Origin of the sequence: Chryseobacterium sp. S90 (assembly GCF_047444895.1) — a bacterium.
GTDB lineage: Bacteria > Bacteroidota > Bacteroidia > Flavobacteriales > Weeksellaceae > Chryseobacterium.
Genome location: NZ_JBLGCX010000004.1, coordinates 327,894 through 347,641, shown reverse-complemented (window position 1 = coordinate 347,641; position 19,748 = coordinate 327,894). Strand labels below are relative to the sequence as shown.

Sequence of the window (19,748 nt, the reverse complement as noted above, 5' to 3'; positions counted from 1 at the left end):
AAAAATAATTTTTGTACCTTCGACAAGAAAGCTTAAGATAGTATTAAGGTCAAGAAAAAAACAATTAAAAAGTAGTGGTTTTACGACCAGATGAAGCATAAAAAACACATTAAACCTATTGAATAAAAAATGAAAATGAATCCCAAAATATCCGTAATTGTCCCCTGCTACAAACAGGCTCAGTTTTTAGACGAATGTCTGCAGTCTATACTGGATCAGACGTATGAAAATTGGGAATGTATCATTGTCAATGACGGATCACCTGATAATACTGACGAAGTAGCTGATAAATGGGTAAAAAAAGATAGTCGCTTCAGATATCTTTATAAAGAAAACGGAGGTTTATCTTCTGCAAGAAATGCAGCCCTGGAAATCGTGACCGGAGATTATATACAGTTTTTGGATTCTGATGACCTCATCCACCGTGAAAAATTTTCAAAAAGCCTTTCCGGAGATAAAGAATACCCCCTGATTGTAAGTCAGTACACAATTTATAGAAACCAAGCTCATCTTCCGGGATATAAAGATATTGAGCAGAGTTTCCTGACATTTGATGGAATTGTTTATGGTTGGGATCTGAGATTTTCTATTCCTATCCATTGCGCTTTAATCCATAAAAAACTTCTGGAAGGTTTTCTTTTTGATATTACCCTTACCAGCTGTGAAGACTGGGTAATGTGGATCTATATCACCAAAGATAATCCTGAGGCTCTTTTGATCAATGAACCTCTCGCTCATTACAGAAAAGACGTCAATGATAATATGTCCGCTGATCCGCTTAAAATCATGAAACAGCGCCTTAAAATTTTACCTACCTTAAAAAAACTTTACGGCGAAGATGTTCATGACAAGCTTGCTTATTATATCATAGAAGTTCGTACAACCCAGCTTGTACAGCAAAGAAAGGAATTTCAAAAAATGATTCCTCTGGCTGTAGTTGCTAAATATCTTTCTTTTAAAAGATTTTACTACAAGTTTTTTCGAAAGAATGCAGATGGCTAAATTTAGGTTTCAATGCCTCTGGAAAAACACTATATATCCATAAAACTACACAAATGAGCTAGGTTGCTGTCAAAACAGATTTACAGCGGAAACCTTGAAAAATTATATAACTTTAAATAAATTTATTTAGATGAGTCAATTTGTACACGTAATCATGACAAGATTCAATGTTCCTACAAAAGGCTGGAACGAAACACGTTCAGGATATAAACCTCTTACTGAAGAATGGCTGGATGACCGCTTCAAATTATTCAGAACTTACGTGCTTCCTTCATATAAAAATCAAACCAATCAAAACTACGTCTGGCTTACTTTTTTCGACACCAATACATCTGATAAGTTTAGAAAAATCATTAAAGAAATTGAAACGGAATATCCAACTTTCAAAGCGGTATTTGTAGAGGATTTTGATGTAATGAAAACAAAAGCAGTAGAAATAATCCCTCAATATTTCACTTCTGACACAAAATTTGTGATCACCAGCGAACTGGATAATGATGATATGCTTCATCAGGATTATATAAAAACGGTACAAGAGCATTTCAAACCAATTCATGACCTGGTCATAGATTTAAGAAGAGGATATCAGCTTACCATGCTTCCGGACCGTAAAGCAGTAGTGAATGTGTATAACGCTGTAGTAAACCCCTTTGTAAGCTTAGCGGAAAGTGTAGACAATTTCAAAACAATGCTAAAGGAAAGGGCTCACAACAGCTATCGCCATTACCCTGATTTTTCTGTGGAAGACAGTAAAGAGATGTACATCCAGGTTATCCATCAGTACAACTTAATGAATGTCACCTTTAAACACAAAGCTGTTCCTGAAGTAGATTTTTCAGAATATGGAATGACAGAAGACACCAAATTTACAATAGACGGATTCAAAACACTTCAGCATAATATTGCCAGAGTGCCTTTTGTAATGGGACTTATTTTGAAAAAGATATTTAAAAAATAAGGTTCAGTAAGTCATGAAGCTTAACAACCTCCAGATATTAAGAGGGATTTCAGCCTTATTGGTATGTTGCTTTCATTTTCGTGAAACAATAAATCTACCTGGGCTGGATCTTGGCGATATTCTCTTTAAAAAAGGGAGTATCGGTGTTCCCGTATTTTTTATTATCAGTGGATTTATCATGGCTTTCACCACTCAAAAAATAAATTTCAGTAAAAATTCTTTTCAGCAGATCACTTTATTTTACAAAAGAAGGGTGATCAGAATTGTTCCGCTGTATTATCTTTTGACTTTCGCTGCGATGATACCAGGAGGGAGTTTTCTCCTTTATTTTCATGGGGCAGGCCTTTATGAGCTTATCCATTCATTATTATTCCTTCCAACGAAGAAAGAATTCCCGGTCCTTTTCTTAGGCTGGTCCTTAAATTTTGAGATGTTCTTTTATCTTATATTCGGACTCTCATTATTTTTTAAGGAAAAGAGATATTATTTCATTGCAGTTTTTTTCATCCTTACATCAATTTTAGGTTCTTTTATTCAATTTGAAAGCCCTTATCTGCGAATGGTAACCCACTCTCTGAATCTTTATTTTGTTGTGGGGATTCTTTTTGCTCTTTTACTGAACAGATATACAATTCCTAAGAATTGGGCAGCATTACTTTCTGTAACAGGAATCGTATTATTTACATTGGTCCTGCTTAGCATTATCCCGATAGATAATGATATGATAAAGCTGGCTATTATCTCTCTGTTTGTCTTTTCTTTCTTAACTTTTGATTATGTTTTTCAGTTTAAAGGAAACAAAGCCTTTATTTTTCTGGGAGACATTTCCTATTCACTATACCTGTCACATCCTTTTGTAGAAATTGCTTTAAAAAGATTTAAAGTTGAAGGTTACCTCAGCTTTCCCTTTTTTATATTTAAGATTGCCGTGGTTATTATAGTGGCATCACTTCTGTATTATTTTGTTGAGAAAAGAGTCACCAATTATTTAAAAATTAAATTAAAAGCATAATCCGATACAAATGAAAATTTCAGTAATTATTCCCGTTTACAATGCCGAAAAATATGTTTCCCAGGCCGTAGATTCCGCGCTTCAGTTTGAAGAGGTATATGAAGTGGTGTTGGTAGAAGACAAGTCTCCGGACAATGCATTGCAGGTTTGTAAGGAACTCGCTGAAAAACATAGTAGAGTAAAGCTTTTTCAGCATCCTGATCAAGGCAATCACGGAGCGGGTGCCAGCAGAAATTTAGGGTTGGAAAAAGCGGAAGGAGATTTTATTGCTTTCCTGGATGCAGATGATTACTATCTTCCCAACCGTTTTGATGCAGAAAAAGAACTGTTTGTCAATAAAGATGTGGAAGGAGTTTACGGTGCAATCGGGGTTCATTATTATTCGGAGAAAGCAAAAGAACAGTATTACAAGGTCTTTGGAGACCGTCTGACTACGGTTTACAAGAAATATCCTCCAAAAGATGTATTTCCTGGGCAGCTTAATATGATAGGAACTTTCGGACTTTTCAGCATTGATGCTTTGACCATCCGTAAAAGTTCTTTAAAAAACATGGAGTATTTCTTTAAAACTCATTTAAAGCTTCATCAGGACACTGAATTTCTTTTCAGACTCTCCTACTATCTGAATTTATATCCGGGGATTCTTGATAAGGCAGTAGCCGTAAGAGGAGTTCATGAGAATAACAGAATTACTAAAATAGATTCCAGAGAAGTTAAACCGGCCTCCACAAGAGTTGTATTGTGGAAAGAGGTCAATCATTGGGCAGAAAATGAAAATACCATTCCCGATGATGTTAAGGTTCATATCAAAAGAGTCTACAGAAGTTTCCAGATCGCCAATGCTCCTCTACTCAAAAAATGGGGAATGATACTGAAGTATCTTCTTACGGATTATAAAAGTATACGTTCAGGTCTTTATAATATTAATTTTAGAAATGATTTGTTCTAACAACAGAATTAAACTAAATATTTAGTTTAAAAACAAATCTTTAATTTTTCATCTTTTACTAAAATGAATCTTCCGTAAAAGATCACGCATTGGTTTTTCAATAAATTGATAAAAAACCGCAGAACTAAAAAGCATAACAATAATGTAGATCACAAATACAATATCAATACTGAACGTATATTCCTGCCATTTTAAAAACTCCCTTACCAGGTAAAGAACAGGAATATGAGTAATGTATATACCATAACTTATTTCTCCCAGATATTCCAGGGGCTTTAGTGAAAAAAGCTTACTTACTTTCCCGTTATTCGCAGAAATCAAAAGGATTGCAGGGACAAAGAGTAAAGCCATCAAACCATTGTGGTAAAAAAGAGGAACGAACATCAGCGACACGAGGATCAGTAAAAAGACTGCAATCACCTGACGATCATAATTTTTCTGCTTATAATTTCTCACAAAAAATATTCCTGCCAGATTTCCGATCAGAAACTCATTAAGATGCCAGAAAGGGAAATAATAAAGAAACTCGTGACTTTTCGTGTGTGGCCCTTCATAGGCTCCATACATAGGATAAAGGTTTGAAAACACCTGAGTAATCAGCCAGAGTCCAATGGCAAATACCCAGATCATTTTATTTTTCTTCGCGTAAAAATAATTATATAAAAACGGAAAAAGCAGATAAAAGAAAAACTCCACAGAGATAGACCATCCCGGAAAATTAAGAATCATGGCTTCTCCCGGTATCCAGCTCTGAATGCCCAATCCGTATAAAACCAGCTTATACCAATCAAACATTTCATATCTGGTCATAAAATACAGCAAAAGTCCCAGCATATAAAGCGGATAGATTCTGGCAAACCTGTTTTTATAAAACTCCAGATAATCAATTTTATCCTTTTTATGATAAGCAATAATCATAATAAATCCTGAAAGAATAAAGAAATAACTTACTCCTACATTCGCTCTCAAAAAAAGATTGGAAATGTAATCTATCTTATATAAAAACAGATCTTTATTGAAATGGGAAATGACAATTGCCATAGCGGCAACAAACCTGGTAAATGTAATCTGACTTATCTTCACAGAACCGCAAAATGCTTTACTTTATCAAAACACAGCAGACTCAACGCTGAGAACTGTTTTTATTTATTATAAAGTATTAATTTTAAGGCACAAAAATAAGATTTATTATTATAATTATGTAAAACAAATTATATTTGTAGGCTACAAATGTGAAAATAAATTCAGGTATGCTTTATGAAATTTTAGCAAAACTTCAACGGAAAAGCCAGGTTTCACTTCTCAAAAAACACCCTAATGTTTCTTTCAAGGGGATAAAGCTTGGGATCAGTGATCATTTCATTCTGCATGAAAATGTAAAGAAAGTGACCATTGGCAATGGGGTCAGTTTCAGAAATTATGTACATATTCTTGTACAGCAGAATGCCACTTTAGAAATCGGAAACAATTTTTTCATGAATAACTTCTGTTCCATCAACTGTTTGGATAGCATTTCCATAGGTGACAATACATTATTCGGAGAAAATGTAAAACTGTATGATCACAACCATGCATATCAGACCCATCCGGATTTTAAACTGTCTCACGCTGAGTTTACCACAGCTCCCATCAGAATCGGAAGCAATTGCTGGCTCGGAAGTAATGTTACCGTCTTAAAAGGAGTTACTATCGGGGATAACTGTATTATTGGGGCAGGATGTACCATTTACAAAGACGTACCTCCCAATACGACCGTGATCAATCATCAGGAATTAATCTTTAAGGAACATTCATGAAGTTTTCTATTCTTATAGCCCATTATAATAACGCTCATTTTTTCAAAGACTGTTTTGAAAGTATCCTTCAGCAGACCTATACAAACTGGGAAGCGGTTATTCTGGATGATGCCTCCACTGAAAATGAAAAGGCAATGATCCGGGAAATGATTTCAAATGATAAAAGGTTTAAATTTTTTGAAAATGAAAAAAATTCCGGTGTAGGCGTTACAAAAAGTAAACTGATTGAGCTTGCAGAAGGGGAAATCTGTGGATTTTTAGATCCTGATGATGCTATCAACCCTACAGCCATTCAAAAATGTATGGAGATTTTTCAGACTAAAAAAAATACAGTCCTTACCTATTCAAGGTTTATGACATGTGATCAGAATCTGAAACCTATTTCTCCGTTCAGATCTGCAATGCAGGTACCGAATGGTGATCCTTATTTTTTTAATTTCCCCATTCAGATTGCTCATTTTGTAACTTTCAGAAAAGCAGTGTATGAGCAGACTGAAAAAATGAATCCGGATTTAAAAATCGGAGAAGACCAGGATCTGTACCTTAAAATGTATGAAAAAGGGAAAGTTCAGTTCATCAATGACACTAACTATCTGTATAGAACCCACCAGGGTGGAATTTCCCAGAATGACAATAAAAAGAAATCCCATGAGTATTTTGCTCAAGTGATTTTCAATACCATGAAGCGCCGAGGGCTTACAACCATCAATGGCCAGAAAATTCCTGATCATTATACAGGTGCGGATGAAATATTTGGACTGCTGCAATATCAGCATAAGCTTCCTTTCCGTATCAAGAAAAAAATAAAAATTACCTTACAATCAATCTTCGGATAATGATAGAAAAAAAAATAAAAATTTTGTTCAGACACCGCTCCATGGAAATGGGTGGGGTAGAAAAAGTACTGTTGGGACTTCTCAACAATCTGAATCCTGACAAATTTGAAATAACAGTATGTCTTACTCTTAACCAGGGTAAGCTGCGTAATGAGCTTCCGAAACATATCAGAAAAATATACCTTACGGATGGAAAAGAAGACTTTTCCGACAATACTCTCTTACAGAAAGTTCAACTAGTCAAGAGAAGGTTAAAGCTTCGTAAACTTAAAAATAACCCTGCCATTGCTGACAGGCTAATCAATGATACCTTTGATATAGAAATCGGGATGGATTACAGGGATTATGATGCTATTCTCAGTTCTACCCATAAAAATTCTAAAAAAATAGGATGGTTTCACTCTGAAATCAATGTTCCAAAATTCCAGCCTTTGGTTCCTGATATTTTAAAGAGTTTTCCTCAGTTTGATCATATGGTGTACTGTTCTCACAAAATAAAGGATATGATGCATCAGTATTATCCGAATCTCAATTATCCTGCTGAGAGCGTTATTATCAATCCTATTCCTATCGAAGAAATAAAACGTAAGGCGGAAGAAAAGCTTGACAACTTCCCTGAAGGACCCGTTTTTGCATCTATCGGGAGACTTCATTCAAGAAAAGGATATCATAAACTTATTGAAGCCCATACAAGGCTTATCAACGAAGGATTCCATCACAGCATCATTATCATTGGCGATGGTGATGAAATGAAAAACCTTAAAGCTCAGGTCGCAAAAAACAATGTTGAAAAAACATTTATTTTAGCCGGAAATCAGATGAATCCTTATCCGTACATCAAAAAGGCAGATTACTTTATCCTTCCTTCCGAATCTGAAGCATGGCCTTTGGTAATTGCTGAAGCATTAATTCTTCAGAAGCCTATTATTGCAACGAATGTAGGTGATGTAGGGCTGATGATCAAAGACCGGGAAACGGGATACCTCATTAGTTATGAAGTTGATGAAATGTATACGGCAATGAAGACATTCTTTACCGATCCCAGCCTTGTTCTCCATATCAGAGAAAATCTTAAAAATATTGAAAGTCAGTTCGACAATAAGAAAATATTTGACAGCGTAGAAAATATTATAGAAACGCTGTACAAAAAATAAGTTATTGTGCAGAATATCCTCCGTCAACTACAAGATTAGTTCCTGTAACCCATCTTGAGGCATCGGACAATAAAAAAATACAAGCATTCGCTACATCTTTAGGGTCACCTATTCCCAGCGGATGCTTTTTTATGATTTCGGATGAAGCTTCTTCACCAATACCTTCAAACATTTTTTCCAGAATCGGGGTATTCACCATCGCAGGGCTTATGCTATTGACACGGATATTACTTCTGGAAAGTTCCATTGCCAACGAACGGGCACCTGAAATGACAGCCCCTTTACTGGCAGAATAAGCCGCTTTTCCAGCCTCTCCTACCATTCCTGCAACGGAAGAAATAAATACAAAACTGGACGTCTCTTCTTTATACTTTTTTAGAGAAAGGATTTTAGCAATTTCAAGTCCGGCAATGACATTCACTGCAAATATATCCTGGTACAGCTGAGGATTGTGCTTTCTTAACGGTAATGTTTTCTCGATACCGGCACAGTGTATAAATCCTGAAATTTTGCCTAAAACTGAAACTTTATCCGCAATAATTGCTTCAAGGTTTTCAGATTGGGTAATATCTTCGGCAATGATCTCAACTTTCGTTTCAGGATTCAGCAGAGCAACGGTTTTCATCAGTTCATCCTGGTTTCTTCCCACGAGAATCAGATCTGCGCCGCTTTTGCTGCATTCTACAGAACAGCTTCTCCCTATTCCGGAAGAAGCGCCTGTAATGAGAATAATTTTATTTTTTAATGAGAAAGCATCCATTAATCTTCAAAATTTTCTTTTCCTATAACATTCATCAGATCTGAAACGGTTTCGATATCTTTAAAGTGCTTGGTATCAATTTTTTTGCTGAAATTTTCGTCTACAAATGCAATAACAGAAAGTAAGCTGATAGAGTCATAGCTTTCCAAAGATTTTAAATTCGTTTCAGTCGTCAATGTTTCATCTTCCTCCAATTCTTCTTGTAATTTTTCTAAAAAAACGGATGTTTTCATATTTTATAATTTTAAATGTTTGTTATCTTAAATTTCCATAATGGTAGCTCCCCAAGAATATCCTACTCCAAAGCCTGCCATTAAAACTTTATCTCCTTCCTTCAGCATTCCTTTATCCATCATATTTTTAAGAGCAATAGGAATAGTTGCAGAAACAGTGTTTCCGGTATTTTCCATATCAATATAGAACTTTTCAGCCGGTATTTTTGTTTTCTTTCTTAAATAATTCAGCATAAAAGAATTGGCCTGGTGAAAAACAAAATGGTCAATATCATCCATCGTCATTCCGTTTACTTCAAGGGTTTCTTTTACCAATCCCGGGATATTTTCAATCGTAAAATTAAAAATCTCAGGACCATTCATATAAATATTTTCAGGGCTGAATTCATGCTCGGGATTCAGTTCAAAGTCTTTTTTGAAAGCCCCTTTCTTCACGATAAGGTTTTCGGCACCGCTCCCGTCTGTTCCCAGACAGAATTGATAGTCATTACCCTCTGCTTTTTCAACAATTGCTGAAGCTGAGGCATCCCCGAATATGCTTCGGTTTCCTTTATCATCGGGATGAATATGTTTGGTGTACGTTTCTGAAGTAACCAAAAGAATACTCTTTGCAATTTCTGCAGCAATCAGTCCTTTCGCAAAAGCCAGTCCATACACAAATCCTGAACAGCCAAGATTAAAGTCTATAGCTCCGATATTTTTTCTAAGCCCCAATCTGTCCTGCAAAATACAGGCCGTTGTAGGCAGAAAATACTCCGGACTTTGGGTACAGAACAAAATAAAATCTACTTTGTCCCGGTCATAGTTTTCGAAAATCTTTTCGGAAGATTGTACAGCCATATCCAGCACCGTTTCATTGTCTGAAGAAATATGACGTTGGGAAATACCTACTTTCTCCTTGATACGTTCTGAACTCCATTCAGGGAACAATTTTTCAAGACCCTCGTTAGTTAACACCTGCTGAGGCAGATAATATTCTATTTTTGAAATTTTCATCATATTAATAAATTCTCTTTCTTTGCAAAAGTAACAAAAACAACTTTACACTTGTGATGATTTTTATATTCAGAATCCTATTAAAAATAGACGCTCTTTATCATTCTTTTATGAATAGAGGTAGTCTTGAAGTGGCTAAATATAGAGGTATGAAGGTAGGAAAAAACTTCAATATGCCCGATAAGGTATATTTTGGAACTGAACCTTACCTTATCGAGATTGGAGATAATGTGAATATTGCAGGTGATGTAAGGTTTGTAAATCACGGCGGAACCACTACTCTACTGAGAAGACTTCCGGGATATGAAGACGCCAGAATTCTTGGAAGAATAAAGATTGGAAACAACTGTACAATTGGTCTCAATGCTGTAATCATGCAGGATGTACAGATTGGAAACAACTGTATTCTGGGAGCTAACTCTGTGCTGTCACAGTCTATGCCTGACAATACCGTGTTTATTGGAAATCCGGCCCAATTCTTGTGCACCATTGAAGATTATGGTGATATTGTCCTTAAAAACAACCCGGAATATCCCCGCGAATTGGAGAAAGACAGAAAAAAGCTGGATGCCTATATCAAAGAAAATCTCCCTTATAAATTCAAAAAAGCAAGGAGAATTAAATAAACACAAATGGAACGAAAAAAAATCTTATTTATATATTATCAGAATACTAAGCCCGGAGGTGTAGCCAAAGTACTGTCTCAGCTCACTTCAGAACTGGCAGAGTTAAACTATGATATCGAAATTCTTTTCCTATTGGAAGCTCATCAGGATTTCTATCCCATACATCCTAAAGTAAAAAAGCACTACATCAATGCTTTTGGCGACAAATATTCCAGATTTGGAACCTCTATTTATAAAAAATATAATAAAATCCCCAAAATATATAATATTTACTCTTACTTCTATGATTTTGGAACATACAGGGTTTTAAACCAATGGATCAAGGAAAACCATCAGAATTATGATACTATTGTTTCCTGCTGGTATAAAATTTCATCAATGCTGGCCATCAATAGCCAGGTAGGTAAGAAAACAATTGCGTGGGAACATATCAGCTACCAGACCGGCGGCTTGGTTTACTATAATATTTTGCGAAAGTATTATAAAAATCTACGCTCCATTATCTCTCTGACTCATACATCGTTGGAACATTACAAAAAAATAAATCCAAATTCAATCGTTATTTCCAATATTATTGGGGATAATTATGAAAGTTTTAAGCTGGACATTACGAGCAAAGAGAATATTATTTGTGCAGTAAGCAGGCTGGATCCTGAAAAAAATGTAAAAGATTTTATTAACATTATCAAAGAATGTAAAATAGGAGAAGATTGGAAAATCATTATTGCAGGAGATGGTACTCAAAGAACCTTACTAAAAGAACAGGCCCAAAACCTTGGTCTTCAAAATATTGAATTTCTGGGAAGCATTCCTCAGGAGAAAATACTGCAGCTATACAAAAAATCAAAAATCTTTTGCATGACCTCATTAAACGAAGGGCTGCCTACCGTTCTTATTGAGGCTATGTTCTGCGGCAATGCACTTATAGCCTACGATTGCCCTACAGGCCCTTCCGAAATCATCAATGCCAATAATGGCTATTTGATTAAGATGCATGATAAGGAGAATTTTATCGTAAAGTTAAAACATCTGATTAATAATCCACAGGAACTTACTGAACTCATGATATCCAGTAAAACAGAATCAGAGAAATGGAGTAAAGAAAAAATAATACCGCAATGGGAAAAGATACTTTAGAGCACGATATACATATATCTGTCATCATACCGGTATACAATTCCGCAGAGAGCCTGCATCAATGTATTGATTCTATTTTAGAACAGAGCTATAAAGATTTTGAATTGCTGTTAATTAATGATGGGTCTGTAGACCGTTCTTTAGAAATAATGAATTCATTTGCTGAAAAAGATCACAGAGTCAAAGCCATTGATAAAATTAAAAACAGCGGAGTAAGCGATACAAGAAATATTGGCATTTCTCATGCAAAAGGAAAAATAATCTGTTTTATAGATTCTGATGATTGGATTGAAAAAAATTATTTCCAGGCTTTTGTTGATAATTATACATCATCTGATACTCTACTGCTTCAAAATATTATAAGAGGTAAAACGAGAGATCTTCATTATAAAACCTATGATATACAAAAAGATTTTACAGAATTATTTGTCAGAAATAATTTATTGTATTTCGGGGGACCTGTTGCTAAATTTTTTGAAAGAGAAATAATAACAGGCAATATGATTACTTTCAACAAGGCAGTTAGCTATGGTGAAGATTTGATGTTCTTTTTGGAATATATAAAACAAATTAAAGCGATAAAGATCATTGACGCATCGCTTTATCATTATGAGTTTACTGAAAGCTCCCTGAGCAGATCACAACATTCCTTTGAATCCTTATTCAAATTACATACTGCCATTAAGGACTTTATTTTTTTGCATAAACAGCAGTCCGGAAAAGAAATAAAAAAATATCTATATCAGGTAAACTGGGATATTATTGAAGCCAGCATAGATCAGGGAATTATTGGTAAAAATTTAAACAGAAAAGAAGCGCATAAGAATCTGAGCCGTTTAAAATCATCCATGGATATTAATTATTTTATATACATCGGGGTTTATAGAAAAGTTTTATTTTTACTTCTCAAAACCGGACAATTTCAGTTGCTCCTGAAACTTAAAAGAAATCTAAATAAATAATACTACTCCTTTGAAGAAAAAAATTCTTATACGTATCGGTTCCCTCCGTCATGGCGGTGCAGAAAAAGTTCTTGTCAACTTTCTCAAAAACCTTCCAGAGGATAAATATGAAATAGATCTTCTAATCAACCTGTATACGGGAATGTATATCAAGGAAATTCCGTCATGGGTCAACCTGCATTATTTACTTAAGGGAGAAATGATTACCACCAACAGGCCTCATGAAATTCCGGTGAAGGCATTCAGGGTATTGTATCAGAAAATGTTTTTATGGTTTCCATCACTTCTTTACAGATTTGTTTTGAAAAACAAAAAATATGATGTGGAAATAGCGGCTATTCATGGGATGTATAAAGAGCTGCTTTCCAGTCCGCAAAAGGATTCAAAAAAAATAATCTGGATTCAGAATGATATTTTTAATCTGAAAGAATATACACACGATGTAATCAGACAGCTTTTTAAATTCGACAGAATACTGGTAATTTCAGATAAACTGAAAGAAGAAATGCTGAAGATTGCGGAGAATGATGAGGAGAAACAAAACGTGATCAAAATCTTTAATCCGATAGATAAAAATGATACTTTAAAAAAAGCTGATGTTGAAATCAACGACTATCCTTTCAGTAGTGACTTTCCCACTTTTGTAACTGTAGGAACCGTATATCCACAGAAAGGGTATGACAGGTTATTGAATATTCATAAAAAATTGATAGATGAAGGATTCAAACATCAATTGCTAATCATTGGCGATGGCTATGACTTTGAGACTATTCAGAATCAGCTTAATACGTTAGGACTTCAGGATACTGCAAAAATGCTTGGCTTTAGCAGTAACCCGTATCCATATATGAAAAAAGCAGACTTTTATATTATGTCTTCCCGACATGAAGGATTCCCTACCATCATCGCCGAAGCACTTATTCTTAACAAACCTATTTCTGCAACGGATATTTCTGGTATCAAAGACCTTCTGCAAGACGGAAAACTGGGAAATATCACAGAAAACTCTGAAGAAGGAATATATGAAGGAATGAAAAAGTTTCTTACTGATAAAAATATCACTGAGGAATACAAAAAACAGATTTCACAAACAGAGCTACCATTTGTATTGGAAAAATCTGTGGAACATCTTCAGAAAATAATTGATGAAGCATAAAAACATTGACAATGGCTGATTATTCTATCATTCAAAAAGACTTTTACCGGGAAAGCGGAAAATGGCTTTCAACATTTCAGATCTGGAAAAAATGTATTAATCCTAATCTTCATTTTGTTTACATTTTGAGAAAGGCTCAGAAGTATCAGAAAAGCCCTCTTTTGAATACGTTCTGGAGAATTGTATTAAGACATTATCAGATCAAATACGGATTTCAGATTTATCCTGAAACTCAGATTGGGGAAGGTTTTTATCTGGGACACTGGGGAAGTCTTGTCATCAATCCGAAAACAGTTATTGGAAAAAATTGTAATATCGCGCAAGGAGTTACCATCGGCCAGCAAAACCGTGGGAAAAATGAAGGTTCTCCCGTTATTGGTGATGAAGTATGGATAGGCACCAATGCTGTAATTGTAGGAGGTATTACTATTGGCAATAATGTATTGATTGTTCCTAATTCTTATGTTAATTTTGATGTGCCACAGGATTCTATAGTTATGGGAAACCCCGGAAAAATTTTTCCAAATTCAAAAGCAACACAAGGCTATATCAACAATAAGATATAAACCTGCCAACGTCTGAAGATTTTTGAAAAGTCTGGCGTAACATAGTCTAAAACAGAACCAATCATAAAATTCTGCTATACTATTTGGAATTTATTATTTTTTTCTATTTTTACAAAAAAATGAAAACAGTAATACTATAATTCATTTTTAAAAAATTAAAAAACACACAACTATGAAAAAAAACACTCAAATTCAACCGGGTAGTTGAAAAACTACGACTGCCCATTCTTTTACACTTCAGAAACACAGCATCAGTATTTAAAATCAGAACATCTGTAAACACTCATGTTTATGGACCTTGCTTTTTTTTTCACAATAAATGAAGAAAGCAAGCTGGTCTTTTATTGTGAATCTGAATATTTTAAAACTCCAAAAAACACAACGTTTAATAAATTCTAAACACCATGAAAAAAAAGTCTATGCTCAGAGCTATTGCCGTACTATTCTGTATAGTACCCAGCCAAGCTTTTTCCAGACTCTCTTCCATTCCGGCAGAGTACAGTTATGGAAAAGAAAAACCTCCAGGGGTGAGTCATTATACGCCGCCTTATATCTATGATTTAGATCCAGGTTTTACCATTCAGCAGAACGTCAACCAAAAAGGGTTGGTAGTTATTGAAGGAAAATTTACAAAACCATTTACCAGCGACGATGTCCGAATGGAGATTAAGTACCAGACCCCGCAAGGCAACTGGGTCACCGCTTGGTGCAAGATTCTGTATTCCTACAATCAGTACAATGAAAATCTTAAAGCTGTTTTTGAACTGCCTGAAGCAACTACAGCAATCTACAACCTGAAGATTGAATTGAATTCCAACTCAAACCTCAGCAATTTCAACAGCGTGGTATGGAACAAGTCCGTAAGCCATTACAAACAAGGAGATTACAACCCTGCCAACTGCGACCTTGACGAAAATGAATACACCATTCTTTTGACACCCAAAAAAGAAGGAACGCTGATCCTAGACAATACAGGAAAAGTTACGGGTATCAAAGACAGAGTAACGTCAGCCCATGCCTGGAATAAACTTAGCAATGTCATCATGAACAATAAAAAAGATGATGTTGTATTCTCTCCAACGAATCCTTCGGATCTCCTTACAGATACAAATGGAAGTAAATCCGTGAAAATGATTAATACAGGAGCTATAAGTGATACATTGGGTGCCACTCCAGAGTTCATTTACAACGAAATGCCTGGACATCCAATCCCTTATTTGTATAGCTATGATGATCCTGTATATATGTTTGCAGGAAAATATTCAATCAACGGATTGATGATGAAGTTCAGCCAATGGCCAGGAGAACCCAACGGACCAGGTTATCACAACTTTAAGAATCCAAACAATCTGGAAAGCAGATACTTCAACATGTACAACACCATCCATGAAAAACTATCTGACTTCATGACTGACCAGGAACCTATCGTAATTGTATCCAGCTATATTACAGGATTCAGGGTATACAAAAGTAATGGATCCTACATTAACATTACCAACCTTACGGCTCACAGTAATTATGGTGATCCTTATTTCGGTTATACCAATAATGAAGGAAATGCCCGCAGGGGACCGGGTTCTGAAGATCTGATTATTTCTAATACACCAGAAATGACTTTATATGGTATGGGTGCCCTTCGAAATAATATCACCAGTTTCTATCAACCTGTACGTTCACTACAGGATATTGAATCGGAAATATCAAAATTCATCAACTATGTAGGAATTTTCAATATCCCTTATAATGTTGGAGAATGTGTAAATTCATGTTTCACAATAAACTCAGGAGCTCTTCCGGACAATAACGCGATAGACTGGACCAAAGCCCCCAACAGCTACATTTTTACAGGAAAAGATAAAAATGGTAATAATGTGGATGGTCTTTATATTCCTGTCAAAAAAGCATATGAAATGTGGGCAAAAGGAGGAGATCTCATGAAGGATGAACAAAACAGCTACACCAAAATTCCGGATGTAGGAATTGCCAAGGCCGGATTATATTGGGAAGATGAAGTGGGATTGATAAAATCAGTGGCATTGGAAGGAACAGGAGAAAATGCCAAGATTAAAGTACTTGTCAATAAATTGAAGGAAGGAAATGCCGTTGTTTCTTATCGTATTGATGACAAGGTATACTGGACATGGCACGTTTGGGTTACAGATGATCCAACGAATGGAAGCACTTATCATCAAGGATTTGAGGCTGATAAAAACAACAACCTGGTAACGGACTGGAAATGGATGGACAGAAACCTTGGAGCAACCAATGCCAACCTTGTAGGCCATGATTTCCACAAATCAGGAGGGTTGCAATATCAGTGGGGAAGAAAAGACCCGTTCCCATCCAATTATAAGGATCTTTCCCTATATACCATCAGAGGAGAAGTAGGAACATTGAAAGGTTCTGTTCCTTCAAAATATAGAGGAAATCTTTATGCAGCAACCGACAATACTGGTTTTGATTCACCTAATGGAAACATCAGATATTCCATCAACAACCCAATCAACTTAATTATTCCACCGGTTTATGTGTATAAAATAGGGGAAACCCCTGTTAACAATGGAGAAAATTACTTGATTCAAGGTCCTGGTACCAATGATTGGGAAAGAAAGGAGCAAACCACATGGTTCTCAAAAAACAAGTACAAGGTATTTAATAGTAACAACCATTACGATAATGAAACCTGGGATCTATGGGGAGATACCCGTGGTGGAAAATGGGTGAACATGAATACTTCTGATGCAACCGTTGCTAAGGAAAGTAAGCAATATGCAATGAAATCCTCTTATGACCCATGCCCTTGTGGATGGAGGGTTCCTTCTTTCTACTCATCTGTAGATGCCTCACCTAAATCCAGCCCATGGGGTAAAACCGGAGGCCTGGGTAATGTGGATATTCTTCCTAATACTCCAAATGTTCAATATCCAGGAATAAAGGTATATCCTGGTTATGGATTTGACCTGAGCAATGTTGCAGATAGAAATTTAGGAATGTTGCCAATCACTGGGAACTATGAATACTACCCTCAACCAATGACTCTGGCCAATCGTACCAGTGCACAGATTGATGGCTTAAGGGATGGGAACAAACTATACAAACAGCCAATCATAGGTTTTCAGGATCAGCACAGTGATGGAGCACTCCACGCTTCCACGTTCTTCTCTTCCATCAGTCCAGGAGAAACTCCTGTTACAGGAGCCAGAGGCCTTTTCCTTATATCTGATGCTGGAAATGTCCCTGGACATTCAAATGTGGGGTGGCATAATATAGCGTACAATCGTGTTCTGGAAGGAAACACCTATGAAACAAGAGCTGTACGTTGTATAAAGGACCCAAATGACGCCTATATGCCAACTTCCTTTGAAACAGAATATGTGACCGCTTCTCCAACACAATATACGTTGGAAGAATTAAAGAAATGGACAAAGGAATCTAACAGCTACATTGAGTATACCAACTCAACATTAGCTACTGCTAATCCAGCCGATAAAGATAGAATCATCGATATCCCTTTGAGAAAAGCCTATGCGATGTATAAACTATACTTATCGGAGAATAATGATTTCCCTACTGGAAATACTAAATCAACTTCCATTGTTTGGACAACGGATAAAACTTTGATTTCAAAAGTTGAAATAATAGACGGCTCTATAGAAAATGCAATATTAAGAGTAACGCTTAACGAAAACAAAACGGGTAATGCGGTAGTTGCATTCCATCTTGGAAGTTCAGGACAGTGGGCAAACAATAACAACAGTGACCCTATTATCTGGAGCTGGCATATATGGGCTCCACAATCAATCGTACAACAGCAACCTGAATTCACGACAGAGACCGTAGCCAACGAAGGCATTAAACCTGACACAAGTAACCAGATCGTGAACCCTACGAACAGCTACTATGGAGTACCTTTAAAAACCATTTTAATGGATAGGGATTTAGGTGCACAAATGCCTTTTATTGATACACATATGGCACAGCCTGCAGAAACAACTGCTGACCCTCTATCATACAATCCAGCTGACCCAACGGCGGCCAATAGCTTAAGGGTATTGCAGATAAAAAACAGTGGTGGTATGCACTTCCAATGGGGAAGAAAAGACCCAATTCCAGTATTTTATAATCCCGGAGGCTTTTACAATACATCCCGTTCATTCAATGTCTATACTGTTTTCAGACAAACAGGTTTAAGTGGCACTACCCCAATATACTCTGCCGCAATCAACAATACAAGCTACGAAGCAAATTATACTAAAGAATATTCCACGTATTCAAGTGTAGTCAATTCGAATGATACTACATCCGACAGAATAAAAAAAATCATAAAATATTCTGTAAACAATCCGTTCATATTCATGTATAATAATTCTACCAATGCAGTTAAAGATTGGTTATCTGATGAGAATGGGCTGCTTTCAAATCGTTGGGGACATGCCACCGAAAAATCCCCTTATGACCCTTGCCCTGAAGGATGGAGAATACCAGATTTGCAAGGTACATCCACAGAAGGAGTCAATATATTTGATGGATATTTAGCATATGCTAAAGGTAATTCGCCTTGGTTCTATAATGCCAAGTTTAGCATCCTACAATCAGGAGTTTATAAAAACCTGTATGGAATAGACCCTTCAGATGTTAACGCATTCGTAAGCAATGAGGCGTATAATATCAATAAAATGACTTATCTAGGTGGATATGTAAGGGTAATACCTACCAATAAGCTGCCTATAAGATATGGATTCATTCTAAACAGACCTGAATACAACATTGGAAACTATGCCAACAATGGTATCAGAGGCTTCTTAGGAGGGAAAACACTTGACGAAATAGTAACTCCAGATGTAACAGCTCATCTTAGAAGGTCAGGTATTTGGACTTCTTCCCCATTAGGAACAGCAGGACAAGCAGCAGGAATGTATTTCAATATAGAAATTACTACCGGTACAAATGATAAGTTGTATTTCCTGAATCCTTCCTTTGCATTCTCACCACAGGCAGGAATGTCTTGCCGTTGTGCTAAGATTCAATATGATGCTGAAGGAAAAGAGATTCCGAGATACAACCCTAATGCGATTGCTGTACCTAAGGATGCCTTTAGAAAAGCAACCAATACCTTTGAACAAGCCAAAGTTACGGAAATGGTTGTAAAGGACAAACTGACTGTTTTCCCGAATCCAGTAAAAAGTATTCTGTATATCAAACCTAACGAGGTGAAGGAATATTATTACCAGATTTACAATATGTCTGGACAACTTATCAAGTCCGGCAAATTCGAAAATGAAAAGACAGATCTTTCATCTTTGATATCCGGAGCTTATTTAGTAAGAATCAACAATTCTGAAGCATTGGTGAAAATCATCAAGGAATAATCATCTCCTACTCTAAAATTAGCGGTCCCAATTGGGACCGTTTTCTTTATTTAAAAATATTAAAATTTCAAATTCTCTTAATTATAATAGAAAATTCAACAAAAATCATCCCTATCCCAAATGCTACAATGGATTATATCAACCATAAAATGTAGTAATTTCAGCCACTTATCGTAAAAATTCTACTTGTATTTATCGGTAATTTCGTGTACATTTGTAAAAAAGGCATTGTTTGG

17 protein-coding genes are annotated in these 19,748 nt (G+C 35.9%); 13 read left to right on the top strand and 4 right to left on the bottom strand.

Annotation, left to right across the window (positions count from 1 at the left end):
* Window positions 1-135: 135 nt before the first annotated feature.
* The 4 genes from ACLMCG_RS13610 to ACLMCG_RS13595 all read left to right on the top strand — a co-directional run bounded on the left by ACLMCG_RS13610 (window position 136) and on the right by ACLMCG_RS13595 (window position 3,921).
* On the top strand, window positions 136-1,002 hold the full coding sequence (locus ACLMCG_RS13610) for a glycosyltransferase family 2 protein (protein WP_413959915.1): 867 nt from the start codon (window positions 136-138) through the stop codon (window positions 1,000-1,002).
* Between the two features lie 130 nt (window positions 1,003-1,132).
* On the top strand, window positions 1,133-1,960 hold the full coding sequence (locus ACLMCG_RS13605; protein ID WP_223598466.1) for a glycosyltransferase: 828 nt from the start codon (window positions 1,133-1,135) through the stop codon (window positions 1,958-1,960).
* Window positions 1,961-1,973: 13 nt separating this feature from the next.
* On the top strand, window positions 1,974-2,972 hold the full coding sequence (locus ACLMCG_RS13600; protein WP_413959914.1) for an acyltransferase family protein: 999 nt from the start codon (window positions 1,974-1,976) through the stop codon (window positions 2,970-2,972).
* Between the two features lie 10 nt (window positions 2,973-2,982).
* Window positions 2,983-3,921, top strand: coding sequence for a glycosyltransferase family 2 protein (locus tag ACLMCG_RS13595; RefSeq protein WP_413959913.1), 939 nt, complete (start codon window positions 2,983-2,985; stop codon window positions 3,919-3,921).
* A gap of 48 nt (window positions 3,922-3,969) precedes the next feature.
* Here ACLMCG_RS13595 and ACLMCG_RS13590 read toward each other — a convergent pair whose 3' ends face one another.
* Entirely contained in the window at window positions 3,970-5,004 is a 1,035-nt protein-coding gene (locus tag ACLMCG_RS13590) for an acyltransferase family protein (protein WP_413959912.1), read from the bottom strand.
* A 167-nt stretch (window positions 5,005-5,171) separates the two neighbouring features.
* On the opposite strand from ACLMCG_RS13590, the gene ACLMCG_RS13585 reads away from it, so the two are divergent.
* The 3 genes from ACLMCG_RS13585 to ACLMCG_RS13575 are packed head-to-tail and all read left to right on the top strand — an operon-like array spanning window position 5,172 to window position 7,707.
* Window positions 5,172-5,717, top strand: coding sequence for an acyltransferase (locus ACLMCG_RS13585; protein ID WP_223598462.1), 546 nt, complete (start codon window positions 5,172-5,174; stop codon window positions 5,715-5,717).
* A complete protein-coding gene (locus ACLMCG_RS13580; protein ID WP_413959911.1) occupies window positions 5,714-6,553 on the top strand; it encodes a glycosyltransferase family 2 protein in 840 nt (279 codons plus the stop codon). The genes ACLMCG_RS13585 and ACLMCG_RS13580 overlap by 4 nt, the downstream gene beginning before the upstream one ends.
* The gene (locus ACLMCG_RS13575) at window positions 6,553-7,707 is read left to right on the top strand and encodes a glycosyltransferase (protein WP_413959910.1); all 1,155 of its coding nucleotides are present in this window, start codon (window positions 6,553-6,555) and stop codon (window positions 7,705-7,707) included. Before ACLMCG_RS13580 ends, ACLMCG_RS13575 begins: the two co-directional genes overlap by 1 nt.
* Window position 7,708: 1 nt before the next feature.
* Here ACLMCG_RS13575 and ACLMCG_RS13570 read toward each other — a convergent pair whose 3' ends face one another.
* Genes ACLMCG_RS13570 through ACLMCG_RS13560 form a run of 3 tightly spaced genes read right to left on the bottom strand, consistent with a single transcriptional unit; the run spans window position 7,709 to window position 9,699 of the window.
* The gene (locus ACLMCG_RS13570) at window positions 7,709-8,467 is read right to left on the bottom strand and encodes an SDR family NAD(P)-dependent oxidoreductase (protein WP_223598459.1); all 759 of its coding nucleotides are present in this window, start codon (window positions 8,465-8,467) and stop codon (window positions 7,709-7,711) included.
* Window positions 8,467-8,700 carry a phosphopantetheine-binding protein gene (locus tag ACLMCG_RS13565; RefSeq protein ID WP_047380387.1) on the bottom strand — a complete coding sequence of 78 codons (234 nt, stop codon included), beginning with the start codon at window positions 8,698-8,700 and terminating at the stop codon, window positions 8,467-8,469. The genes ACLMCG_RS13570 and ACLMCG_RS13565 overlap by 1 nt, the downstream gene beginning before the upstream one ends.
* 27 nt (window positions 8,701-8,727) lie before the next feature.
* Window positions 8,728-9,699 carry a 3-oxoacyl-ACP synthase III family protein gene (locus tag ACLMCG_RS13560; RefSeq protein ID WP_413959909.1) on the bottom strand — a complete coding sequence of 324 codons (972 nt, stop codon included), beginning with the start codon at window positions 9,697-9,699 and terminating at the stop codon, window positions 8,728-8,730.
* Window positions 9,700-9,806: 107 nt separating this feature from the next.
* On the opposite strand from ACLMCG_RS13560, the gene ACLMCG_RS13555 reads away from it, so the two are divergent.
* The 6 genes from ACLMCG_RS13555 to ACLMCG_RS13530 all read left to right on the top strand — a co-directional run bounded on the left by ACLMCG_RS13555 (window position 9,807) and on the right by ACLMCG_RS13530 (window position 19,512).
* Complete coding sequence (locus tag ACLMCG_RS13555; RefSeq protein ID WP_223598457.1) at window positions 9,807-10,322, top strand: acyltransferase; 516 nt, start codon at window positions 9,807-9,809, stop codon at window positions 10,320-10,322.
* A 6-nt stretch (window positions 10,323-10,328) separates the two neighbouring features.
* Window positions 10,329-11,459 (top strand): glycosyltransferase, encoded by a 1,131-nt coding sequence (locus ACLMCG_RS13550; RefSeq protein WP_413959908.1) that lies wholly within the window; start codon window positions 10,329-10,331, stop codon window positions 11,457-11,459.
* Window positions 11,441-12,421 (top strand): glycosyltransferase family 2 protein, encoded by a 981-nt coding sequence (locus ACLMCG_RS13545; RefSeq protein WP_413959907.1) that lies wholly within the window; start codon window positions 11,441-11,443, stop codon window positions 12,419-12,421. Before ACLMCG_RS13550 ends, ACLMCG_RS13545 begins: the two co-directional genes overlap by 19 nt.
* 10 nt (window positions 12,422-12,431) lie before the next feature.
* Window positions 12,432-13,577: a glycosyltransferase gene (locus ACLMCG_RS13540; protein ID WP_413959906.1), complete on the top strand. Its 1,146-nt coding sequence runs from the start codon at window positions 12,432-12,434 to the stop codon at window positions 13,575-13,577.
* A gap of 11 nt (window positions 13,578-13,588) precedes the next feature.
* Window positions 13,589-14,143, top strand: coding sequence for a serine O-acetyltransferase (locus ACLMCG_RS13535; RefSeq protein ID WP_223598453.1), 555 nt, complete (start codon window positions 13,589-13,591; stop codon window positions 14,141-14,143).
* Window positions 14,144-14,547: 404 nt separating this feature from the next.
* Complete coding sequence (locus ACLMCG_RS13530) at window positions 14,548-19,512, top strand: T9SS type A sorting domain-containing protein (RefSeq protein WP_413959905.1); 4,965 nt, start codon at window positions 14,548-14,550, stop codon at window positions 19,510-19,512.
* The last annotated feature ends 236 nt before the right edge of the window (window positions 19,513-19,748 follow it).

What these genes read in the sequence shown, in the direction of transcription:
- ACLMCG_RS13610 (WP_413959915.1), top strand. Translation starts at nt 136, where the DNA reads ATGAATCCCAAAATATCCGTAATTGTCCCCTGCTACAAACAGGCTCAG.
- ACLMCG_RS13605 (WP_223598466.1), top strand. Translation starts at nt 1,133, where the DNA reads ATGAGTCAATTTGTACACGTAATCATGACAAGATTCAATGTTCCTACA.
- ACLMCG_RS13600 (WP_413959914.1), top strand. Translation starts at nt 1,974, where the DNA reads ATGAAGCTTAACAACCTCCAGATATTAAGAGGGATTTCAGCCTTATTG.
- ACLMCG_RS13595 (WP_413959913.1), top strand. Translation starts at nt 2,983, where the DNA reads ATGAAAATTTCAGTAATTATTCCCGTTTACAATGCCGAAAAATATGTT.
- ACLMCG_RS13585 (WP_223598462.1), top strand. Translation starts at nt 5,172, where the DNA reads ATGCTTTATGAAATTTTAGCAAAACTTCAACGGAAAAGCCAGGTTTCA.
- ACLMCG_RS13580 (WP_413959911.1), top strand. Translation starts at nt 5,714, where the DNA reads ATGAAGTTTTCTATTCTTATAGCCCATTATAATAACGCTCATTTTTTC.
- ACLMCG_RS13575 (WP_413959910.1), top strand. Translation starts at nt 6,553, where the DNA reads ATGATAGAAAAAAAAATAAAAATTTTGTTCAGACACCGCTCCATGGAA.
- ACLMCG_RS13570 (WP_223598459.1), bottom strand. Translation starts at nt 8,467, where the DNA reads ATGGATGCTTTCTCATTAAAAAATAAAATTATTCTCATTACAGGCGCT.
- ACLMCG_RS13565 (WP_047380387.1), bottom strand. Translation starts at nt 8,700, where the DNA reads ATGAAAACATCCGTTTTTTTAGAAAAATTACAAGAAGAATTGGAGGAA.
- ACLMCG_RS13560 (WP_413959909.1), bottom strand. Translation starts at nt 9,699, where the DNA reads ATGATGAAAATTTCAAAAATAGAATATTATCTGCCTCAGCAGGTGTTA.
- ACLMCG_RS13555 (WP_223598457.1), top strand. Translation starts at nt 9,807, where the DNA reads ATGAATAGAGGTAGTCTTGAAGTGGCTAAATATAGAGGTATGAAGGTA.
- ACLMCG_RS13550 (WP_413959908.1), top strand. Translation starts at nt 10,329, where the DNA reads ATGGAACGAAAAAAAATCTTATTTATATATTATCAGAATACTAAGCCC.
- ACLMCG_RS13545 (WP_413959907.1), top strand. Translation starts at nt 11,441, where the DNA reads ATGGGAAAAGATACTTTAGAGCACGATATACATATATCTGTCATCATA.
- ACLMCG_RS13535 (WP_223598453.1), top strand. Translation starts at nt 13,589, where the DNA reads ATGGCTGATTATTCTATCATTCAAAAAGACTTTTACCGGGAAAGCGGA.
- ACLMCG_RS13530 (WP_413959905.1), top strand. Translation starts at nt 14,548, where the DNA reads ATGAAAAAAAAGTCTATGCTCAGAGCTATTGCCGTACTATTCTGTATA.